Here is a 19631-nt window from a genome sequence, read left to right on the forward strand (position 1 = left end):
TGGCGATGGACGCCAGCGCCAAGCCCTACACCCTCTACGGTGCGCCCGGATCGGGCGCGACACCCGTGCATGCTGCACTCACGCTGATCGGCGCACCGGTTGACACCGTCGACATAGCGCCGTGGAAGAGCGAAGCGGAGCGCGACAAGCTCTTGCCCGTGAACCCGATGCGGCAGGCACCCGTGCTGGTGCTTCCCTCGGGCGAGGTGATGACCGAGAGCGCGGCGATCCTGGTCTGGCTCGGCGACTGTCATCCGGAGGCTTGCCTCGCCCCCGGGGTCGACCATCCCCTGCGCGCGCAGTACCTGCGGTGGATGGCCTACGTTTCTGCCGCGATCTATTCGATGTATTGGCTCCGGGACGTGCCGTCGCGGCTCGCCGCCGATGCAAAGGCCGAAGCCGTCGTCCTCGCACGCACCGCCGAGCGCATTTCCGAATGCTGGCGCCTGATGGATGCCGGGGTGCCGCAAGGCTCGCCCTATCTGCTGGGCGACAGGGTCAGCGTCCTCGATCTCTACGTGACGGTGGTGTCGCGGTGGACGCCACGGCGCATGCGTTTCTACCGGGACGCCCCGCGCCTGGCCGACATGGTTCGCCGGGTAGACGCGGAGCCGCGCCTGGGGGACTTCTGGGCTGCGCGCTTCCCGTTCACACCAGGTTGGGAAGGCACTGAGTCTGCGACTTGAGCAACGAAGAGAATGGCGCGATGCAATCCAAATCTCCCTCGATCACCATCTTTCACAACCCTGCGTGCGGCACCTCGCGCAACACGCTGGCCTTGATCCGCGACAACGGCTTCGAGCCCGAAGTGGTCCAGTACCTCAAGACGCCGCCCACCAAGGCGCAATTGCGCGAACTTGTGAAGGCGATGGATGTCCCGGTGCGCGACATCCTGCGCCAGAAGGGAACGCCCTACGACGAGCTCGGTCTCGGCGACCCGAAGTGGACCGATGACCAGTTGCTGGAGTTCATCGTCGAGCACCCGATTCTCATGAACCGCCCGATCGTCGCCACGCCGATCGGCACGCGCTTGTGCCGGCCTGCCGAGCAGGTGCTCGAGATTCTTCCGAAGCCCTAGCGCATTTCGCCGGGCCTCAACCCGTGCGAGCCAACAGCACGGGCAGCGAAGACACCAGAAGCGCCACGCCGGACAAGGTGAGCAGCCCGAGCACGATCTGCCGGAAAGCCGCCTCGCTGAGGCCGGCATAGAGTCTTGCGCCGACCAGCACGGGCACCAGCACGGCCAGCGCGACGATGCCAAGCAGAGGCACCATCGCGACGCTCACCATGCCTGCGCCCAGGTACAGCGCGAACGCGACGGCCAGCATCGATAGATTGAAATTCTGGATCACGGCACGCTGCACGTCCTTGTCCAGATTGCGCAGCGTGCACCAGAGGGTCGGAATCGCACCGGTGAAGCCACCCAGTCCGCCGCACACGCCGCCAAGCAGGCCCACAACTGCGTCGGTCAATCGCCCACCCAGCGTGATCCGCGGCAGGTTGCGCGCCATCAGCATCGCAGGGCACCAGATCACCAGCAAGCCGCCGAGACAGGCCTTGAACAGAGGCACGTCGAGTCGTGGCAGCAGCCAGACGCCGACCGGGAGGCCGGCCAGCCCGCCGAGGATGAAAGGCAGCAGCAGCGCCCTGTCGAAACCGCGCCGCGTCGTCACAGCCGCGATGACTTGCCCGGTGAGCCCGCCGAAGGTCGCCAGCACGGCCGCGAGCTTGGGGTCCACCGTCCAGGCCCAGATCGACATCGAGACCATGGAAAACGCAAAGCCCGACAGGCCCTGCACGAAGCCGGCCACCACCGCGCCCAGCGCGACGATCAGATAGAGAGACAAAACCGAAAGCGCTTCAGGCGGACGCTGGCACCAGCGCTTCGCGACGGACACGCCTCACATTGAACGCACTGGCAATCAGCACGCCTTGCACCACGGCCAGGCCGACGATCACGCTCCCGTACAGGCCATGGTCCATCAGCCGCCCGAAGATCAGCGGCGCAATGGCCTGCCCGATGTCCAGGCCCGCATAGACCACGCCATAGACACGCCCCGAGGCATTCGCGGGCGTCGAGCGCTTGACCAGCAGGTCGCGCGACGGCCCCGCGATGCCGGTCGCAAAACCCATCGCACCGAACATGACCGGGACCAGGAAGGGCGCGAAGTCAGCCAGCGCGAGCACGAGCGCGATGGCTGCCGCCACGCCGAATCCCGCGCCGACGACGCGCTCGCAGCGCGACGGGTCGGACGCCAGGAAACCGCCGACCACCATGCCCGCCGCACTGGCGACCATGTAGACGGTCAGACAGATGGCGATCAGCGTCACCGGCACCGCGTGCAAACGACCCGCGGCAGCGGGCGCGAAAGTCTGCACGACACTCAGCGCCATGGCGTAGAAGAAGAAAAAGCCGAAGCACATCCAGACTGCAGGGATCTTCAGGAACGCGAACTCGCTGCCCGTGGCCACGTCGGCGCCGGTCGCCTTGTGGACCGCCTTCACATCCAGCGACAGCACGCTGCGGTTGGCCCAGAGGATGAGCAGCACGACCACGGCCACCACGCCCGCAGAGGCCAGCGCCACGCGCCACGAGAAGGCCATTGCCAACGGCACCACGAAGGCCGGAGCCAGCGCCCAGCCGAGGCTGCCTGTGATGCCGTGCACGCTGTAGGCATGCCCGAGCCGCGTCGGTGCGACCTTGCGATTGAACAGCGTGTAGTCGACGGGATGGAACACGCCGTTGCCCACGCCCGCCACGACGGCACAGCCAAGCAGCATCCAGTAGCTCTGCGCCATCGCGTAGCCGAAGGCCGCAAGACCGAGCATCCCGAGCCCGACGAACAGCACGGGCCGCGGGCCCAGCTTGTCGACGATGAAACCCGAGGCCGCCTGCACGATGCACGACACGACGAAGAACACGGTGAGCACCGCACCGAGTTCGGTGTAGCTCACATTGAACGCGTCCTTGAGCCACGGAAACAACGGCGGAAGCACGAGCTGGGCGAAATGGCTGACGGCGTGCGCCAGGCCGACGAGGCCAATCAACCTGGCATCGGAGCCCAAGCTGGTCGTGGCGGTGGTCGCGTTGGAGGAAGACATGGATTGCAACAACAAACTGGATGGACATCGATCCTAAGCCAGCGTGTCGCGGCAGAATGGCGATACAGAGACAACATTTGTCGAAATCATGCCGTCTACTGCCGCCCCGCCTTTGGCCCCCGTCGACACGGGCACCAGGCGCTCCATCCTCCCCCACTCCGAAGTCACGACGAGCGTGGGACCCCTCACGCCTCATCTGTACGAGCCGAACGCGCTGCGCCCGCTGCGCGCCAAGGAGCACTTTCTCAAGGCCGACACGCTGGTCGACCTGCATAAACATCCGTGGCCCCAGCTGACTTTCTCGACGCGTGGCGTGATCCGCCTCAGCACGGAGGACGGCAGCTACATCGTGCCGCCGTCGCGGGCCCTGTGGGTACCGGCCGACATGGCGCACAGCGTCACGCTGATCGAGGATGCCGAACTGCGGACCGTGTATCTCCATAGCTGGCTCGGGCCGACATGGGAGAAGTGCGAGGTGCTGGAAATCAGCCCCCTGCTGCGGGCGCTGATGCTGGCGCTCGACACGACGCCGGACGGCATGCCGCCGGCCGATCCTCACGCCGCGCAGCGCGAACGCTGGATCGCACCGCTCCTGGTCGACGAACTCGAACGTGCGACCCAAATCCGCATCGACGTGCCGCTGCCTTCCGACAAGCGGCTGCGCCAGCTGTGCGAGGCGTTGCTGCGCAATCCGGCCAACCGCGCCACGCTGGCCGAACGGGCCGAGGCCATCGGCGCCAGCGAGCGTACCGTGGCACGCCTGTTTCGCGACCAACTCGGCATGAGCTGGCAACAGTGGCGCCAACAGGCCGTGCTCGCGCATGCACTGCCCCTGCTGGCGCGCGGCATGGCGGTCAGCCAGGTCGCGTCGGCCAGCGGCTATGCAACCGACAGCGCTTTCTGCGCCATGTTCAAGGCGGCGACAGGGCAATCGCCGACGGCTTTCCAGCACAAGCGACGGTCCTGACCTGCCGCGGCGCAAGGCGCTTCCGTATCATCGCCGGGTGCATTTCCCACCCTTTCGCGCGCCAAGGCCATGGCCTTGAATCGCCACCAGCTCGAGCGCTGGTTCCCCTTCCTTTCCTGGCCGCGCCCCGACCGGGCCCTGCTCGTCAACGAGGCCGCGGCCGGCCTCACGGTGGCGCTGATGGTCATCCCGCAAGGCGTGGCCTACGCGGCGCTGGCCGGAATGCCATTGGTGACCGGCGTGTACGCTGCGCTGCTGCCGGCGCTGGTCGCACTGCTCTTCAGCTCCTCGGCGCGGCTGTCGGTCGGGCCCACCGCGTTGACGAGCCTCCTGGTCGGCGCTTCGCTCGCGCCGCTGGCCATTCCGGGCAGCAGCGAATGGGTTGCCTTCGCCGTCTGGCTCACCCTGCTGTCGGGAGTGATGCAAGTGGTGCTGGGCGCAGCGCGCTTCGGCTGGTTGCTGCGCATGGTCAATTCGCCGGTGCTGATGGGCTTTACGCAAGGCGCGGCGGTGTTGATCACGCTGTCGCAACTGCCGGCGTTGCTGGGTTTCACGGGACGCTCGTTCGCCCAGGTGTTGCACGGGCCGCCGCCCGACTACATCGCGATCGCGTTCGGCCTGGGCGGCATGGCCATGCTGTGGCTTGGCAAGAGGATGATGCCGCGCTTCCCGACGACCATGGCGCTCGTCGCGGTCGCTGCGGCTGCGAGCGCTGCGATCGGCTATGCGCTGAAGGGCGGCGCGGTGATCGGCAAGCTGCCCTCCGGACTGCCCTCGTTCTACTGGCCCGGCGGGATCACACTGAACGAATTGGGCACGCTATTGCTGCCGGCCTTCCTGATCACGCTCGTGAGCTTTCTGGAAACAGCATCGAGCGCCAAGGTGGACAACGCGCGCGCCGGCAAGCTGTGGAACGAGAACCAGGATCTGATCGGCCAGGGGCTGGGCAAGATCGCTTCGGGCCTCACGGGCTCGTTCCCGACCAGCTCGTCGTTCTCGCGCTCGGCGATCACGCTTTATGCGGGCGCCAAGACACAGTGGGCGACGCTCTTCAGCGTCGCCGTGGTCGCGGCGGCATTGCTCTGGGCCATGCCGCTGCTCTATCACGTGCCGCAGGCGGTGCTTGCGTCGATCGTGGCCACGGCGACCATCGGCCTGCTGCGGCCATCGGCTTTCGTCGCCCTGTGGCGCATCTCCCGCATCGAGACGGCCATCGCACTCGGCACCTTTGCACTGACCATCGCCACTGCACCTTCCATCTATTGGGGGGTGCTGGGCGGCCTGCTCGCGGCGCTGGCGCACTACATGTACCGCCACCTGCATCCGCGAATCATCGAAGTCGGCCTGCACCCCGACGGCAGCCTGCGCGACCGTCACCTGTGGCATCTGCCACCGCTTGCGCCCGACCTCTACGCGCTGCGCATGGACGCGGAACTCGACTTCGCATCCGGCAGCACGTTGGAGCGCGCCGTCACCGTCGCGCTGGCGCAGCGGCCGGGCCTGACCGACGTGTGCCTCTTCGCGCAGCCGATCAACCGCGTCGACATCACGGGCGCCGAAGTCTTCGGCAGCATTCGCCGCCTGCTCGAATCGCAGGGCGTTCGCTTTCACATCTCGGGCCTCAAGCTGCCCGCGCAGCAGGTGCTCGACCGCGCCGGATTGCTGGCGCCCGGCCCGATGCTCTTCAGCTACCGGACCGACGCCGAGGCGTTGGCGGCACTCTCCAATGCGTGCGGCGCGGCGGGCCCGCGCGAGAACGTCAATCCTTCACCGGCCCACGCAGGCTCTTGATGGCCGAGCGCTGGCTCTTGCCCTCGAGCCGGCGCTGCCGCGCGCCGTAGCTCGGCTTGGTGGCGCGGCGCACGCGCGGCGGTGCGGCAACGCTGTCAACCAATTCCTGCAGGCGCGCGAGCGCATCGCCGCGATTCATGTCCTGGCTGCGGTGCTTTTGCGCCTTCAGTACGAGCACGCCTTCCTGCGTGATGCGGCTGTCGCGCAAGGCGAGCAGGCGCTCCTTGACATCGTCAGGGAGCGAGCTGGCCGGAATGTCGTAGCGCAGATGCACTGCGCTGGAAACCTTGTTGACGTTCTGTCCGCCCGCGCCCTGCGCGCGGATCGCGCTGAACTCGACCTCCAACGGATCGATCAGCACAGGTGGGCGCGGCGAAGTCATCCGCTATTTTGACTTGCGTGTCGCCGCCTTCTTCGCCGGCGTCGGCCGCTGGCGCACGCCCGCCATCAGCAGCGCGATGCTCTCGTCGGCAATCTGCTCGGGCGTCATGTCGCCATCGGGGCGATACCATCGACCGATCCAGCTCAAGGCACCGGCGAGCACGAAAGCAGCCATCTTCGGATCGCACGGCGCGAGCGAGCCCTCGGCGATGCCGTCAGCGATGAGACGCCGGAACTCCAGGTCGATGCCGGCCTTGAGGCGCCTCAGTTCCTTGCGCCGCGGCGCCGGCAGCGGGTCCTCGCCGATGCGGATGACGCACATGCCGAAGTCCATGGTGACGATGCGTGAATAGATCCGCATGCATTCCACGAGCTGGTCGATCGCACTGCCGCCGGCGCGCCGGACCTCGTCGATGCCCTCCTTCATCATGCCGAGCGCGGTGCGAACACATTCGAGCAGGATGTCGTCCTTGCTCTTCACATAGTAGTAGAGCGTCGGCTTGGTGACGTGCAGCCGTTCGGCGATGTCGTCCAGCGAGGTGGCATGGAAGCCGCGCTCGTTGAAGAGCTGTGCGGCCGTCTGCAGCACGGCGTTGCGCTTGGCCTCGCGCTGTTGCGCGCGTGCGCCGGCCGGCTTCCAGGGCGATATGCCGGCGGCTTTTCGGGGTGTTCTGGTGGCCATGGATCGGGTGCCCGGGAAAGTCCCGATGCTTCCAGCAGGTGGCGCATCGGACATTACCGGTGAGTAGAAATTCTACGCACCGGTAGGCTCCATTCAGCCCATGCAAACCCTGATCGATCCGCGGCCCTTCTTTCCGAAACGCACCCGCCCCCATGCCTGACGCTTCGCCGAGTTCCGACGTCGCCGTGCCATCCGGCCCAGTGCTACAGGTCGATGCCCTCACGCTCGCCTTCGGCGGCGTGCGTGCGCTGAGCGGCGTGGGCTTCGAGGTCGAGCCGGGCTCCATCACTGCGGTGATCGGCCCCAATGGTGCAGGCAAGACATCGCTGTTCAACACCATCTCCGGTTTCTATCGTCCCGCGACCGGGCGCGTGCTGTTCGAAGGGCGTGACATCACCACCCTGCCCGCGCCGAAGCGAGCCCGCCTGGGCCTGGCGCGGAGTTTCCAGAACATCGCACTGTTCCGCGGCATGACGGTGCTCGACAACATCAAGCTCGGACGTCATGCGCACCTCGAGTCGAACGTGTTCGACGCCCTGCTCTATCTAGGGCGCGCACGACGCGAAGAGGCAGAGTTGCGCCGCGACGTCGAGGAACGCATCATCGATTTCCTGGAGATCGACCACATCCGCCACGCGCCCGTCTCCGCCCTGCCCTACGGCCTGCAGAAGCGCGTCGAGATGGCCCGCGCCCTCGCGATGCAGCCGCGCGTGCTGATGCTCGACGAGCCGGTGGCCGGCATGAACCGCGAAGAGACCGAGGACATGGCGCGCTTCATCCTCGACGTTCGCGACGAATGGGGCGTGACGGTACTGATGGTCGAGCACGACATGGGCATGGTGATGGACCTGTCCGATCACGTCGTGGTGCTCAACTTCGGCCAGGTGATTGCCCAGGGCGCGCCGGCGCATGTGCAGGCGGACCCCGAAGTGATTCGCGCCTACCTCGGCGCAGGCGATGTCGGTGCGCTGCGCCAGAAGTTGCGCGGCGGGGCCGCCGCGGAGGCTGCCTGATGGATTGGGCCTACCTCTTCGAGATCGCGCTCAACGGCGTGGCTAGCGGCGGCTTGTACGCACTCGCCGCGCTCGCTTTCGTGCTGGTCTACAAGGCAACACGCGTCGTCAACATCGCGATCGGTGAGATGCTGATGATCGGCGCCTACCTGTTCTTCGCCTTCGCGGCGAGTTTCTCGCTGCCGATCTGGCTGGCGGTGCTCGGCGCGGTTCTGGGCACCGGCCTGCTCGGCGCGGTGGTCGAACGCACCATGATCCGGCCGCTGCTCGGCGAGCCGCCGATCTCGGTCTTCATGGTGACCGTCGGGCTTGCATCGATCCTCGTCGGGCTGGTCGAGATCATCTGGACCGCCGACCAGCGCCGCCTGCCCGAATTCCTTCCGAAGACGCCGGTGATGATCGGAGATGCCTTCCTCGCGCCCAAGGTGGCGTACGGCTCGCTGGTGGCCCTGGTGCTGATCGTGCTCGTGCTGCTGGTGTTCCGATTCTGGCGCGGCGGGGTCGCGCTGCGGGCCACCGCCTCCGACCAGGCGGCCGCCTACTCGATGGGCATCAACGTGCCGCGCGTGTTCTCGCTGGCGTGGGTGGCGTCGGCCATGATCGCGGCGGTCGCCGGCATCATCGTCGGCTCGATCGGCGGCATCTCGTCGTCGATGGGCGTGTTCGGCCTGTCGGTGCTGGTGGTGGTGATCGTGGGCGGTCTCGACAGTGTGCTCGGCGCACTGGTCGGCGGCGTCTTCATCGGGCTGATCGAGGCGCTGGCGGGCTCCTACCTCGGCGGCGAATACAGGCTGCTCGCGACCTTCGTCGTGCTGGTCGGCGTGCTGATGATCCGGCCCTACGGGCTCTTCGGCACCCACGAGATCGAGAGACTCTGATGCGCATCGGCACACTGAAGCAGAGCTACATCGCCGACGCCGCGCTGTTCGATTCGCGCACGCAAAAGGCATGGCTCGGCATCGGTGCCGCACTGCTCCTGCTTTTCCCCTTCATGGCCAGCGACTACTGGCTGTACCTGGCCTGCCTGGTCGCGATCAACGTGGCGAGCGCCACCGGGCTCAACATCCTCACCGGCTACACCGGGCTGGTCAGCCTCGGCCAGGCCGCATTCATGGGCCTGGGCGCTTACACCGTCGCCATCATGCAGACGCGGCTGGGCACGCCCTTTCTACTCAACCTGATCGCGGGCGGCGTCGTGGCGATGCTCGGTGGCCTGGTGGTCGGCATTCCCTCGCTGCGCGTGAAGGGCCTGTACCTCGCGATCGCGACGATCGCGGCCTCGTTCATCGCGCACTTCCTGTTCGCCAACCTCAAGCTCACGGGCGGCACCTCCGGCCTTTCGCTGCCGCCCGCGCAGCTGTTCGGGCTCGCGCTCGACACTTCCTTCCGGCTGTACTGGGTGATCGTGCCGGTCACCTTGTCGATGGTGCTGGGGGCAGCCAACCTGTTCCGCACGCGCATCGGCCGCGCCTTCATCGCGATTCGCGACCGCGACATCTCGGCCGAGGTTCTCGGCATTCCCCTGCTTCGCTACAAGCTTCTGTCTTTCGGTCTCTCGTCCTTCTACGCGGGCGTGGCAGGTGGGCTCTGGGCTTACTTCTTCCGCGTCGTCACGCCTGAGAGCTTTCCGCTGCTGATGTCGATCTTCTTCCTGGCCGCAATCATCGTCGGCGGCATGGGCACGATTCTCGGCGGCATCCTCGGCGCGCTTTTCATGACGATGGTGCCGGAGCTGCTCAAGCTGGTGTTCGACCTGTTGCCGGGCGGCACGGAAATGACGGTGTTCCTCTCGCCCGTTCGAACCCTGGTCTTCGGCCTGTTGATCGTCGGCTTCCTCGTGTTCGAGCCGCATGGCCTCGCGGAAGTGTGGCGGCGCATGCGTCGCTTCTTCCACCTCTGGCCTTTCAGGTCATGAATCCCGCCAGTCACATTCACAACCGGAGACATCCATGAATGCACAGAAGAAGTCATCCCCCTCTCTGCGCCGTCGCAGCCTGGTATTGGCCGCCGGCGCCGCGCTTGCCGCGCCGCTGTCCGTCCATGCCCAGGCCGGCGAGGACATCGTGATCGGCGGATCGATCCCCATGACGGGGGTCTTCGCATTCGCCGGCATCGGCATCAATGCCGGCATTGCCGACTACGTGAAGATCGTCAACGACGCCGGCGGCATCAAGGGCCGCAAGCTGCGCTACGTGCCGGAGGACACCGGCTACAAGGTCGACGCATCCGTGGCCGCATTCAAGAAGATCACGAGCCAGAACAAGGTCAACCTCTACTACGGCGACTCCACAGGCTTCTCGAAGACCATCAACCCCGAGCTTGACCGCAGCGGACAGATCCTGATGGCGGGTGCATCCTTTGCGACCGAACTCAACGACCCGGCAAAGTACCCGAACCAGTTCCTGGTCGGCCCCGACTACACCGAGATGTTCGGCATCCTGCTGAAGCACATCGCAAAGGAAAAGCCGGGTGCCAAGGTAGCCTTCGTCTATTCCGACTCCGAATTCGGTCGCGATCCGATCGAAGCCAGCGAAGCGGCAGCCAAGAAGCTGGGCCTTACGGTGGCGGTCAAGCTCATGACGCCGCCCGGCAGCGTCGATGTGTCGACGGAGGTCATCAAGCTGCGCCGCGCCAATCCCGACTACACGATCTTTCACGGCTACGTGCTCGCGCCGATTCCGGAGTTCGTACAGCAGGGCAAGCAGATGGGAATGACCAGCAAGTGGATGGGCACCTTCTGGACCATGGACAGTTCGACCGTCATGAAGATGGGGGAGGCAGGCGACGGTTTCATGGGGGTGATGCCCTACCGCTACTACTACGACACCTCCGCCAAGTCGCCAATGCTCGACAAGATCCGGCAGATGCGCCCCGAGTACCAGAGCACCGCATACACGCAGGGCTTCCTGACGGCGATGCTGTTCACCGAAGCAGCCAAGCGAACGCTCGATGCGGGCAAGCCGCTGGACGGCAAGAACCTGAAGGCGGCGCTCAACACCATCAAGGACTTCGACACGGGCGGCCTGATCGGGGTGCCGATCACCATCAAGGGCAACTCGATCCCGGTCGGGCGCGTCTACACCGCCGACATGAAGGCACAGAAGATGGTGCCCTCATCGGACTGGATCAAGCTGGATTGACGCATCGATGAGCAACGCGGCGGCCAAGGACCTGGTGCTGGAGGTCAACAACATCGAGGTGGTCTACAACAAGGTCGTGCAGGTGCTGCGCGGTTTGTCGTTGGCCGTGCCGCGTGGGCAGATCGTGGCGCTGCTGGGAAGCAACGGCGCTGGCAAGTCGACGACGCTCAAGGCCGTGTCGGGCCTGCTCGCGCTGGAGGATGGCGAGTTGCAGGCTGGCCGCATCGTGTTCAACGGCGTGTCGACCGACCGGATAGCGCCACAGCAGCTGGTGCGACGCGGCCTGAGCCATGTGATGGAGGGCCGCCGCGTCTTCGAGGACCTCACGGTCGAGGAAAACCTCGTTGCCGCCACCTATGCGCGCACCGGCCGCGGCGCGCCGCCGCGCAGCTTCGACAGCGTCTATGCCTACTTCCCTCGCCTGCATGAGCGGCGCAAGGGCTTGGCCGGTTACCTCTCGGGAGGGGAGCAGCAGATGCTCGCGATCGGCCGCGCCCTGGTAGCCGAGCCCGAGTTGATCCTGCTCGACGAGCCCTCGCTCGGCCTCTCGCCCAAGCTGGTGGAGGACATCTTCACCATCATCGCGAGAATCAATGCCGAGCGCGGCGTCTCGATGCTGTTGGTGGAGCAGAACGCAAGCGTCGCGCTGGCCGTCGCGCACAGCGGCTACATCATGGAGAACGGAAAGGTCGTGATCAACGGCAGCGCCGAGCGGCTCGCGGCCGACCCCGACGTGCGCGAGTTCTACCTCGGCGTGGGCGGCGGTGGCGAGGCGCGCAGCTTCCGCGGTCTCAAGCACTACAAGCGCCGCAAGCGCTGGTTGTCATGAGCAGTGTGCTACCCGCCTCGACCCTGCCGCAGATGCTGCGCGAGCAGGCGCGTACGCGGCCCGACGTCATCGCGATCCGGCAGAAGGACTTCGGCATCTGGCATCCGGTGAGCTGGGCGGACTACTACCGACGCGCGAGTCACTTCGGGCTCGGCCTCCGCGCATTGGGACTGCCCGCGGGCGGCCACCTCGGCATCATTTCCGAGAACCGCATCGAGTGGGTGCTGGCGCAGATGGGCGCGGGGCTGGTCGGTGCGGTGACGGTCGGCGTCTATCCGACCAGCCCGAGCAACGAGATCGCGTACGTGGTGGCCCACGCGGACATCGAAGTGATCGTCTGCGAGGACCAGGAACAGACCGACAAGATCATCGAAGCGCTGGATCGGTTGCCACGCCTGCTGAAGATCATCGTCATGGAAACGAAAGGCCTGCGCAGCCTCGACATCTCCTTGCACGACCGCGTCGTGCGCTTCGCCGACGTCGAGCGGGCCGGTGCGGAAGCAGCGAGCCGGGGCGGCGACGCGCAGATCGACGCCGCACTGCAGGCGCAGACTCTGGCCGACACCGGGCTGATGATCTACACCTCGGGCTCCACCGGCAAGCCCAAGGGCGCAATGATCTCCTATCGAAACATCCGCGGCATCGTGCCCGGCATCATCGAGCGCCTCGGCCTGGACAGCGACGCCACCCATCTCTCGTACCTGCCGCTGTGCCATGTGGCCGAGCAGATGCTCTCGACCTTCGTGCCGCTATACCTCGGCTCGCAGGTCAACTTCGGCGAGTCGATCCGGACTGTGCAGGAAGACCTGCGCGAGGTGGCTCCCACCATGTTCCTCGGCGTGCCTCGCATCTGGGAAAAGCTGCATGCCGGCATCACCATCAAGATGCAGGAAGCCGGCAGGCTGCAGAAAGCCTTGTACCAACGCGCAATGGCAGCTTGCGCCACTCTGGCAGAGAAGCCGCGAAGGGAATGGACCATCGGCGAGCGTGCGCGCTTCGCCCTCTCCTACTGGACCGTGCTGCGCGCTTTGCAGAACTTCATCGGCCTGCGCCGCGCCAAGGTCGCGCTGACCGGCGCGGCACCGATCCCGCCCGACATCGTGCGCTTCTTCCGCACGCTGGGAGTTCCTCTGGTGGAAGTCTATGGCCTGACCGAATCGACCGGCATGATCACCGGCCATGATCGAGACGATGTCACGGTCGGCACCGTCGGTCCGCCGATCGAAGGCGCGTCGCACCGCATCGGCGACCACGGCGAACTGCTGGTGCAGGGCGACATGGTGTTCGAGGGCTACTACAAGAACGCGGAAGCCACGGCGGCTTCCATCCGTGACGGCTGGCTGCACACAGGCGATGTCGTGCGTGAGGAGCACGGCCACCTGCGCATCGTCGACCGGCTCAAGGACATCATGATCACGGCCGGCGGCAAGAACCTCACACCCTCGGAGATCGAGAACACCATGAAGGGCAGTCCTTTCATCAAGGAGTGCATCGTGGTGGCGGACGGCCGAAAGTTCGTCAGCGCGCTGGTCCAGATCGACTACGAGACAGTGGGCAAATGGGCGGAAGCGCAGCGCATCCCGTTCACCCATTTCCGCTCGCTGGTGGAGCAACCGCGCGTGCGCGAACTCATCGACGCTGAGATCCTGCGCGGAAACGCCCAGCTGGCCCAGGTGTCCCAGGTGCGGCGATTCCATCTGCTGGGCAAGGAACTCGACCATGACGATGGCGAGGTGACCGCGACCATGAAGGTGCGACGGGCCAGCATCTACGCCGCCTATGCGGCCGACATCGAAGCCCTCTACAGGGCTTGAGGAAGAGATCAGTCGTCGCGCGATACCGGACGGGCCTGAACATCGGTGACCTGGCCCGGATCGCGCAAGCGTACCGGGCTGTCGGCCTCCTGGCCCCGTGCGCGGGCGGCCACGACATCTGCGGCCGTCGGCTCGGCGGGGCGCCCCGCAGCCCGAAAGCGATCGAAGCCGCCTCGCGGGTCGAAGCGCATGACCCACGGCTTCACGGGCTGCCCCGTGAGGCGCGCCCATCCGTAGCGCAGCCCCCAGACCATTGCCAGCAGGAGCACGGCAACGGTCAGGCTGGCCGCCACGATGAGACCGAGGAAGAAAAGGACCAGGCGCAGAAAGAAGTTCAGCATCGGGTTTAGGCCACGGCCTCGGCGCTTTGTTCCCCGGCCCTGCGGAACGCGAACTGCCCGGGCGCCTGGATCGGGTCGGTGGTCACGACGATCGTGTCCTTCGGGCCGAAGCTTCCATCAAGCAGCAGCTTCGACAACGGGTTCTCGATGCGCTGTTGGATCGCTCGCTTGAGCGGCCGCGCACCGAACACCGGATCGAAGCCGACCTTGGCGATCTCCGCCAGCGCCGCCTGCGACACATCGAGACCCAAGTCCATCTTCGCCAGTCGCTCCTGCAGCACCTTGAGCTGGATCGCCGCGATGGCCTCGATGTTCTTCGCGTCCAGCGCGTGGAACACGACGGTCTCGTCGATGCGGTTCAGGAACTCGGGCCTGAAGTAGTTCTTCAACTCATCCCAGACTGCGTCCTTGATCTCTTCGCTCGGCCTGCCGACCATCGACTGGATGATCGGCGAGCCGATGTTGCTGGTCATGACGATCACCGTGTTCTTGAAGTTCACGGTACGGCCCTGTCCATCGGTCAGGCGGCCGTCGTCGAGCACTTGCAGCAGCACGTTGAAGACATCCGGATGCGCCTTTTCGACCTCGTCGAGCAGCAGCACGCTGTAGGGCTTGCGGCGAACGGCTTCGGTGAGGTAGCCGCCCTCCTCGTAGCCCACGTAACCGGGCGGCGCACCGATCAGGCGTGCGACGGAATGCTTTTCCATGAACTCGCTCATGTCGACGCGGATCAAGTGATCCTCGCTGTCGAACAGGAAGCCCGCGAGCGCCTTGCACAGCTCGGTCTTGCCCACGCCCGTGGGGCCGAGGAACAGGAACGAGCCGGTCGGGCGATTCGGGTCCGACAGGCCCGAGCGCGAGCGGCGAATCGCGTTCGCAACTGCGCCGATGGCCTCATCCTGGCCAACCACGCGCTCGTGCAGCTTCTCTTCCATCATGAGCAACTTGTCGCGCTCGCCCTGCATCAGCTTCGAGACCGGGATGCCGGTGGCGCGCGCCACAACCTCGGCGATCTCCTCGGCGCCGACCTGCGTGCGCAGCAAGGTGGGTGCGCTGGACCTGCCCTTGTTGGCTTCAGTCTCCTGCGCTTCCTTCAGGCGCTTCTCGAGGCCCGGCAGCTTGCCGTACTGCAGCTCGGCCACTTTGTTGAAATCGCCCTTGGTAGTGAACTCCGCGATCTGGAACTTGATCTTGTCGATCTCCTCGCGGATCTGCGCGCTGCCCTGGGCCTGCGCCTTCTCGGCTTGCCAGATCTCGTCGAGGTCTGCGATTTCCTTCTGCAGCCTGGCGATCTCTTCCTCGATGAGCGCAAAGCGCTTCTGCGAGGATTCGTCCTTTTCGCGGCGCACGGCTTCGCGCTCGATCTGCAGCTGGATCAGGCGACGGTCCAGGCGGTCCATGACCTCGGGCTTGGAGTCCATCTCGATCTTGATCTTGGCCGCGGCCTCGTCGATCAGGTCGATCGCCTTGTCGGGCAGGAAGCGGTCGGTGATATAGCGGTCGGACAGCTCGGCTGCGGCGACGATCGCCGGGTCGGTGATGTCCACGCCATGGTGGACCTCGTACTTCTCCTGAAGTCCGCGGAGGATGGCGATGGTCGCCTCCACGCTCGGCTCGCCGACGAGGATCTTCTGGAAGCGGCGCTCCAGCGCGGCGTCCTTCTCGATGTACTTGCGGTACTCGTCGAGCGTGGTCGCGCCGACGCAATGCAGTTCGCCGCGCGCCAGCGCCGGCTTGAGCATGTTGCCCGCGTCCATCGCGCCCTCGGCCTTGCCGGCACCGACCATGGTGTGCAACTCGTCAATGAAGACGATGGTCTGGCCTTCGTCCTTCGCGAGTTCGTTGAGCACGGTCTTCAGGCGCTCTTCGAACTCGCCGCGGTACTTGGCACCAGCGAGCAGCGCCGCCATGTCGAGCGACAGCACCCGCTTGCCCTTGAGTGATTCGGGCACTTCGCCCGCGACGATGCGCTGCGCGAGGCCTTCGACGATCGCGGTCTTGCCGACGCCGGGTTCGCCGATGAGCACGGGGTTGTTCTTGGTACGGCGTTGCAGCACCTGGATGGCGCGGCGGATTTCCTCGTCACGGCCGATCACAGGGTCGAGCTTGCCCAGGCGCGCACGCTCGGTGAGGTCGAGGCAGTATTTCTTGAGGGCTTCGCGCTGGCCTTCGGCATCGGCACTGTTCACGCCCTGGCCGCCGCGAACCGCATCGATCGCGGCTTCGAGCGACTTGCGCGTGACGCCATTGCTGCGCGCCAGGTTGCCAATGTCGGCCTTGCTGTCCGCCAGCGCGAGCAGGAACAGTTCGCTGGCAATGAACTGATCATTGCGCTTGATGGATTCCTTCTCGGTTGCCTGCAGCAGCTTGCCGAGTTCAGGGCCGACCTGCACCTGGTCATGGCCGTGCACCTGCGGCAGCTTCTTGATGGCCGCTTCGGCAGCTTGCAGCAGGCCGGGCACATTGGCACCGGCACGCTCCAGCAGCGCCCGCGGACCGTCGTCCTGGCGCAGCATGGCGACCAGGAGGTGGACGGGTTCGATGTAAGCGTTGTCATTGCCCAAGGCGAGCGACTGGGCGTCGGCGAGGGCTTCCTGGAATTTGGTGGTGAGTTTGTCTTGACGCATGGCTTGATTCCTGCATTCAAAATAGGGCCGTTCCGAGGCGATATCAAGACCGCCCGGACTTTTTTCCACAAGCAATCATTGGAGTCGATAGATGCTCAAGTCAACATGGGGTGGCGTGACGCGCCTGATGCGCGGTGTTTTCGCGGCAGGCCTGCTGGCCGCCGGGGGAATGGCGCTCGCGCAGCCCGCCGGCGCGCCGATCCGGCTATTGGTCGGGTTCCCGGCCGGCGGGGGCACCGACGTCATCGCCCGCACGCTGGCCGAGAAGCTCAAGGACCAGCTGGGCACCCCCGTCGTGGTCGAGAATCGCGCAGGCGCGGGCGGCCAGATCGCCGCCCAGGCGCTCAAGGCCTCGCCGGCCGACGGCCACACGCTGTTCCTGACGCATGACCACTCGATCTCCATCCTGCCGCTGGTGGTGAAGAATCCGGGCTTCGATCCGGCGCGCGATTTCGTGCCCGTCGCCGGCTTCGCGACCTTTGCCAACGCGCTCGCCGTGTCAGGCGGAACGCCAGCCAAGTCGGTCAACGAGTACGTGGCGTGGGTCAGGAACCAGCGCGGCGGCAAGGACACCATCGGCGTGCCCGCGCCGGCCTCGATCCCCGAGTTCCTGGTCAAGTTGATCGGCACCAAGTACAAGCTCGATCTGCAGGCCGCCCCTTACCGCGGCAGCGCGCCGATGATGGCGGACATGCTGGGCAACCAGATCAGCGCGGGCATCGGCTCCGTTCCCGACTTCATCGAAAACCAGAAGGCCGGCAAGATTCGCGTTGTCGCCGTGATCGGCGCCAAGCGCCAGGCCGTGCTGCCGCAGGTGCCTACCTTTGCCGAACTGGGTTTGTCGGGACTGGAAGACCTTCCCTACTACGGCATCTTCGCGCCGGTAGGCACGCCGCAGCCGGTGATCGATCGCTTCGGTGAGGCGCTGTCGAAGGTGCTTGCCATGCCCGATGTGCGCGAGCGCCTGGTGGCGATGGGCTTGTCTGTCGGCTTCATGCCACAGGGCCAATTCGCCGGCCGCGTGCGCAGCTACACCCAGACCTGGGAACAGATCATCAAGGCCAGCGGCTTCCAGCCCCAATAGGAGCGGTTCAGGCGTTGCCGGTGGTGATGCCCCAGCGAGCCAGTGCCGTGTCGTCGTCGACGCGGGCGTCGACCCAGCGCGCACCCTCGGGCGTCTGTTCCTTCTTCCAGAACGGCGCCTGGGTCTTCAGGTAGTCCATCAGGAATTCGCAGGCCTGGAAGCTCTCGCCGCGATGCGCCGATACGACGGCCACCATCATGATCTGGTCCAGGGGCTGCAACAGCCCCACACGATGGATCACGCGGGCGCCGAGGATGTCGAAGCGGCGATGCGCTTCGTCGATCATGGCCTCGATCGCCTTCTCGGTCATGCCGGGGTAGTGCTCTAGTTCCATCGAGGCGATCGCGCTTCCGTCGTTGCGGTCACGCACCGTGCCGATGAAACTGCAGACCGCACCCACGCGCGCGTCGCCAGCGCGCAACGCGGCGACCTCTTCCTGCAGGTCGAAGTCTTCAGTTTGGATCGAAACGCGTGCACCAGTCATTCCGGGATTGTGGCACTGCGATAGACTGCGCCGATGCCTGCCAGTGCCCTGCAACGCCCACTTTCTTCTCGCGAAGAATCGGCCTGCCCGCGCCTGCTGGGCAAGGCCAAAAAACCCAAGCTCGTCTGACCGGAGCTTCGGTTCCGTCGTCGGATGAGCGACGGAACTGCAAGGCCCGGGTCGAAGCTGGTTGCGCGCGCATGCGACGGTGGTACTTCCATCGGTCGATTCCTGAAAGGAAATCCGCGTGCAAGACACACACTCCCCCTCCCCCGACTTCTCGGGCCTCTGGATTCCGCTCGTGACGCCCTTTCGTGACGGAGCGGTCGACCATCCTGCCCTCGCCCGGCTGGTCGAGCGACTCGCGCCTACCGGCATCACAGGCTTCGTCGCCTGCGGTTCGACGGGCGAAGCAGCCGCGCTCGACAGCGACGAGCAATTGGCGGTGCTCGATACCGTCGCCAGGGCCGCGCCGTCGTTGCCGCGCATCCTGGGCATCTCGGGCTATCACCTCGGCAAGACGCTCGAGTGGGTGCGCGTGCTGGGCAATCACGAGTTGGCCGCGCTGCTCGTGCCCGCACCCAGCTACATTCGGCCGTCGCAGGCGGGGCTCGTCGATTGGTTCCGCGAGATCGCCGACGCCAGCGCAGTGCCGCTGCTGATCTACGACATTCCCTACCGCACCGGCAGTTCCATGGCGCGCGAAACACTGCTCGCGCTCGCAGGCCACCCGCGCATCCGCGCCATCAAGGACTGCGGCGGCGACATGGCCAAGACCCGAGCGCTGATCACAGACGGTCGACTCCAGGTGCTGGCAGGCGAAGACGCGCAGATGTTCAGCACGGTGGCCGAAGGCGGCGCCGGCGCCATCGCGGCCAGTGCGCACCTGCAGACCGAGCGATTCGTGACCATCCTGCGGTTGCTTCAGGAAGGCAGGCTGGGGGAGGCCCGTGCGCAGTGGCAACCCTTGCTGCCTCTGATCGAAGCGCTTTTTGGCGACGCCAACCCCGGTCCACTGAAGGCCGTTCTTGCCAATGACGGCTTGATGCAGGACGAATTGCGAGCGCCGATGACGCGCGCCTCAGATGAGCTCCGCGAGCGCTTGCTGCGAATCCAGGCCGGGCTCAGCCGCCCGTGACGGGCGGAAAGAAGGCGACCTCGCTGCCATCGCGCAGCACGGCGCCTTCGCTGCTCATCACCTGGTCGAGCGCCATGCGCACGGCCCGGCCGCGCGCCAGCACGCTGGCGTGCGGTTCGCCACGTGCGATCAATTCATCGCGCAGTGCGCCGAGGTCGGCGGCGGCGGTTTCCACCGCTTCACCGCCCGTCCCGAGGGCTTCGCGCACCGAGGCAAAGTAGCGGACGTTGATCTTCAT

At 66.0% G+C, this 19631-nt stretch carries 19 protein-coding genes and 1 pseudogene; 12 read left to right on the forward strand and 8 right to left on the reverse strand.

Annotation, left to right across the window (positions count from 1 at the left end; genetic code table 11):
* Positions 1–5: 5 nt before the first annotated feature.
* Positions 6–686, forward strand: a complete 681-nt coding sequence (locus QTH97_RS12905; RefSeq protein WP_286568544.1) for a glutathione S-transferase family protein — start codon at positions 6–8, stop codon at positions 684–686.
* A 20-nt stretch (positions 687–706) separates the two neighbouring features.
* Positions 707–1075, forward strand: a pseudogene (arsC, locus tag QTH97_RS12910) (arsenate reductase (glutaredoxin)); the annotation flags it as partial.
* Between the two features lie 19 nt (positions 1076–1094).
* On the opposite strand, the gene QTH97_RS12915 reads toward arsC, so the two are convergent.
* Positions 1095–1847 carry a sulfite exporter TauE/SafE family protein gene (locus QTH97_RS12915; protein ID WP_286568545.1) on the reverse strand — a complete coding sequence of 251 codons (753 nt, stop codon included), beginning with the start codon at positions 1845–1847 and terminating at the stop codon, positions 1095–1097.
* Positions 1848–1860: 13 nt separating this feature from the next.
* Positions 1861–3102 carry an MFS transporter gene (locus QTH97_RS12920; RefSeq protein ID WP_286568546.1) on the reverse strand — a complete coding sequence of 414 codons (1242 nt, stop codon included), beginning with the start codon at positions 3100–3102 and terminating at the stop codon, positions 1861–1863.
* 175 nt (positions 3103–3277) lie between these two features.
* Here QTH97_RS12920 and QTH97_RS12925 point away from each other — a divergent pair, with 175 nt between their 5' ends.
* A complete protein-coding gene (locus QTH97_RS12925; RefSeq protein WP_444813429.1) occupies positions 3278–4069 on the forward strand; it encodes an AraC family transcriptional regulator in 792 nt (263 codons plus the stop codon).
* Between the two features lie 69 nt (positions 4070–4138).
* Positions 4139–5860 carry a SulP family inorganic anion transporter gene (locus tag QTH97_RS12930; protein ID WP_286568550.1) on the forward strand — a complete coding sequence of 574 codons (1722 nt, stop codon included), beginning with the start codon at positions 4139–4141 and terminating at the stop codon, positions 5858–5860.
* Here the strand turns inward: QTH97_RS12930 and arfB are convergent.
* On the reverse strand, positions 5829–6242 hold the full coding sequence (gene arfB, locus QTH97_RS12935; RefSeq protein WP_286568552.1) for an alternative ribosome rescue aminoacyl-tRNA hydrolase ArfB: 414 nt from the start codon (positions 6240–6242) through the stop codon (positions 5829–5831). The two genes, QTH97_RS12930 and arfB, sit on opposite strands and share 32 nt — an antisense overlap.
* A 3-nt stretch (positions 6243–6245) precedes the next feature.
* Entirely contained in the window at positions 6246–6923 is a 678-nt protein-coding gene (locus tag QTH97_RS12940; RefSeq protein ID WP_286568553.1) for a TetR/AcrR family transcriptional regulator, read from the reverse strand.
* 152 nt (positions 6924–7075) lie between these two features.
* Between QTH97_RS12940 and QTH97_RS12945 the strand changes: the two genes are divergently transcribed.
* The 6 genes from QTH97_RS12945 to QTH97_RS12970 are packed head-to-tail and all read left to right on the forward strand — an operon-like array spanning position 7076 to position 13719.
* The gene (locus QTH97_RS12945) at positions 7076–7936 is read left to right on the forward strand and encodes an ABC transporter ATP-binding protein (RefSeq protein WP_286568554.1); all 861 of its coding nucleotides are present in this window, start codon (positions 7076–7078) and stop codon (positions 7934–7936) included.
* The gene (locus QTH97_RS12950) at positions 7936–8814 is read left to right on the forward strand and encodes a branched-chain amino acid ABC transporter permease (RefSeq protein WP_286568556.1); all 879 of its coding nucleotides are present in this window, start codon (positions 7936–7938) and stop codon (positions 8812–8814) included. Before QTH97_RS12945 ends, QTH97_RS12950 begins: the two co-directional genes overlap by 1 nt.
* A complete protein-coding gene (locus QTH97_RS12955; protein WP_286568558.1) occupies positions 8814–9851 on the forward strand; it encodes a branched-chain amino acid ABC transporter permease in 1038 nt (345 codons plus the stop codon). The genes QTH97_RS12950 and QTH97_RS12955 overlap by 1 nt, the downstream gene beginning before the upstream one ends.
* A gap of 34 nt (positions 9852–9885) precedes the next feature.
* On the forward strand, positions 9886–11076 hold the full coding sequence (locus tag QTH97_RS12960; protein ID WP_286568560.1) for an ABC transporter substrate-binding protein: 1191 nt from the start codon (positions 9886–9888) through the stop codon (positions 11074–11076).
* Between the two features lie 7 nt (positions 11077–11083).
* Entirely contained in the window at positions 11084–11905 is an 822-nt protein-coding gene (locus QTH97_RS12965) for an ABC transporter ATP-binding protein (RefSeq protein ID WP_286568561.1), read from the forward strand.
* Positions 11902–13719, forward strand: coding sequence for an AMP-dependent synthetase/ligase (locus tag QTH97_RS12970; RefSeq protein ID WP_286568562.1), 1818 nt, complete (start codon positions 11902–11904; stop codon positions 13717–13719). The genes QTH97_RS12965 and QTH97_RS12970 overlap by 4 nt, the downstream gene beginning before the upstream one ends.
* Before the next feature lie 8 nt (positions 13720–13727).
* Here the strand turns inward: QTH97_RS12970 and QTH97_RS12975 are convergent, their stop codons facing one another.
* Both QTH97_RS12975 and clpB read right to left on the reverse strand, forming a co-directional pair.
* Positions 13728–14060 (reverse strand): hypothetical protein, encoded by a 333-nt coding sequence (locus QTH97_RS12975; protein WP_286568563.1) that lies wholly within the window; start codon positions 14058–14060, stop codon positions 13728–13730.
* Between the two features lie 5 nt (positions 14061–14065).
* The gene (gene clpB, locus QTH97_RS12980) at positions 14066–16687 is read right to left on the reverse strand and encodes an ATP-dependent chaperone ClpB (protein ID WP_286568564.1); all 2622 of its coding nucleotides are present in this window, start codon (positions 16685–16687) and stop codon (positions 14066–14068) included.
* A 91-nt stretch (positions 16688–16778) separates the two neighbouring features.
* Between clpB and QTH97_RS12985 the strand changes: the two genes are divergently transcribed.
* A complete protein-coding gene (locus QTH97_RS12985; RefSeq protein WP_444813430.1) occupies positions 16779–17771 on the forward strand; it encodes a Bug family tripartite tricarboxylate transporter substrate binding protein in 993 nt (330 codons plus the stop codon).
* Positions 17772–17778: 7 nt separating this feature from the next.
* On the opposite strand, the gene QTH97_RS12990 is transcribed toward QTH97_RS12985, so the two are convergent.
* Positions 17779–18255, reverse strand: a complete 477-nt coding sequence (locus QTH97_RS12990; protein WP_286568565.1) for a molybdenum cofactor biosynthesis protein MoaE — start codon at positions 18253–18255, stop codon at positions 17779–17781.
* Between the two features lie 241 nt (positions 18256–18496).
* Here QTH97_RS12990 and dapA point away from each other — a divergent pair, with 241 nt between their 5' ends.
* Positions 18497–19393 carry a 4-hydroxy-tetrahydrodipicolinate synthase gene (gene dapA / locus QTH97_RS12995; RefSeq protein ID WP_444813433.1) on the forward strand — a complete coding sequence of 299 codons (897 nt, stop codon included), beginning with the start codon at positions 18497–18499 and terminating at the stop codon, positions 19391–19393.
* Here dapA and QTH97_RS13000 read toward each other — a convergent pair.
* Positions 19380–19631 (reverse strand): MoaD/ThiS family protein, encoded by a 252-nt coding sequence (locus QTH97_RS13000; RefSeq protein ID WP_286568568.1) that lies wholly within the window; start codon positions 19629–19631, stop codon positions 19380–19382. The two genes, dapA and QTH97_RS13000, sit on opposite strands and share 14 nt — an antisense overlap.

Origin of the sequence: Variovorax gracilis (assembly GCF_030317115.1) — a bacterium.
GTDB lineage: Bacteria > Pseudomonadota > Gammaproteobacteria > Burkholderiales > Burkholderiaceae_C > Variovorax > Variovorax gracilis.

Excerpts from the sequence above, each read along its gene's own strand:
- QTH97_RS12930 (WP_286568550.1), top strand. The coding sequence starts at position 4,139 with ATGGCCTTGAATCGCCACCAGCTCGAGCGCTGGTTCCCCTTCCTTTCC.
- QTH97_RS12965 (WP_286568561.1), top strand. The coding sequence starts at position 11,084 with ATGAGCAACGCGGCGGCCAAGGACCTGGTGCTGGAGGTCAACAACATC.
- QTH97_RS12960 (WP_286568560.1), top strand. The coding sequence starts at position 9,886 with ATGAATGCACAGAAGAAGTCATCCCCCTCTCTGCGCCGTCGCAGCCTG.
- QTH97_RS12940 (WP_286568553.1), bottom strand. The coding sequence starts at position 6,923 with ATGGCCACCAGAACACCCCGAAAAGCCGCCGGCATATCGCCCTGGAAG.
- arfB (WP_286568552.1), bottom strand. The coding sequence starts at position 6,242 with ATGACTTCGCCGCGCCCACCTGTGCTGATCGATCCGTTGGAGGTCGAG.
- QTH97_RS12970 (WP_286568562.1), top strand. The coding sequence starts at position 11,902 with ATGAGCAGTGTGCTACCCGCCTCGACCCTGCCGCAGATGCTGCGCGAG.
- QTH97_RS12945 (WP_286568554.1), top strand. The coding sequence starts at position 7,076 with ATGCCTGACGCTTCGCCGAGTTCCGACGTCGCCGTGCCATCCGGCCCA.
- QTH97_RS12920 (WP_286568546.1), bottom strand. The coding sequence starts at position 3,102 with ATGTCTTCCTCCAACGCGACCACCGCCACGACCAGCTTGGGCTCCGAT.
- QTH97_RS12975 (WP_286568563.1), bottom strand. The coding sequence starts at position 14,060 with ATGCTGAACTTCTTTCTGCGCCTGGTCCTTTTCTTCCTCGGTCTCATC.
- QTH97_RS12905 (WP_286568544.1), top strand. The coding sequence starts at position 6 with ATGGACGCCAGCGCCAAGCCCTACACCCTCTACGGTGCGCCCGGATCG.
- clpB (WP_286568564.1), bottom strand. The coding sequence starts at position 16,687 with ATGCGTCAAGACAAACTCACCACCAAATTCCAGGAAGCCCTCGCCGAC.
- QTH97_RS12990 (WP_286568565.1), bottom strand. The coding sequence starts at position 18,255 with ATGACTGGTGCACGCGTTTCGATCCAAACTGAAGACTTCGACCTGCAG.
- QTH97_RS12950 (WP_286568556.1), top strand. The coding sequence starts at position 7,936 with ATGGATTGGGCCTACCTCTTCGAGATCGCGCTCAACGGCGTGGCTAGC.
- QTH97_RS12955 (WP_286568558.1), top strand. The coding sequence starts at position 8,814 with ATGCGCATCGGCACACTGAAGCAGAGCTACATCGCCGACGCCGCGCTG.
- QTH97_RS12985 (WP_444813430.1), top strand. The coding sequence starts at position 16,779 with ATGCTCAAGTCAACATGGGGTGGCGTGACGCGCCTGATGCGCGGTGTT.
- QTH97_RS13000 (WP_286568568.1), bottom strand. The coding sequence starts at position 19,631 with ATGAAGATCAACGTCCGCTACTTTGCCTCGGTGCGCGAAGCCCTCGGG.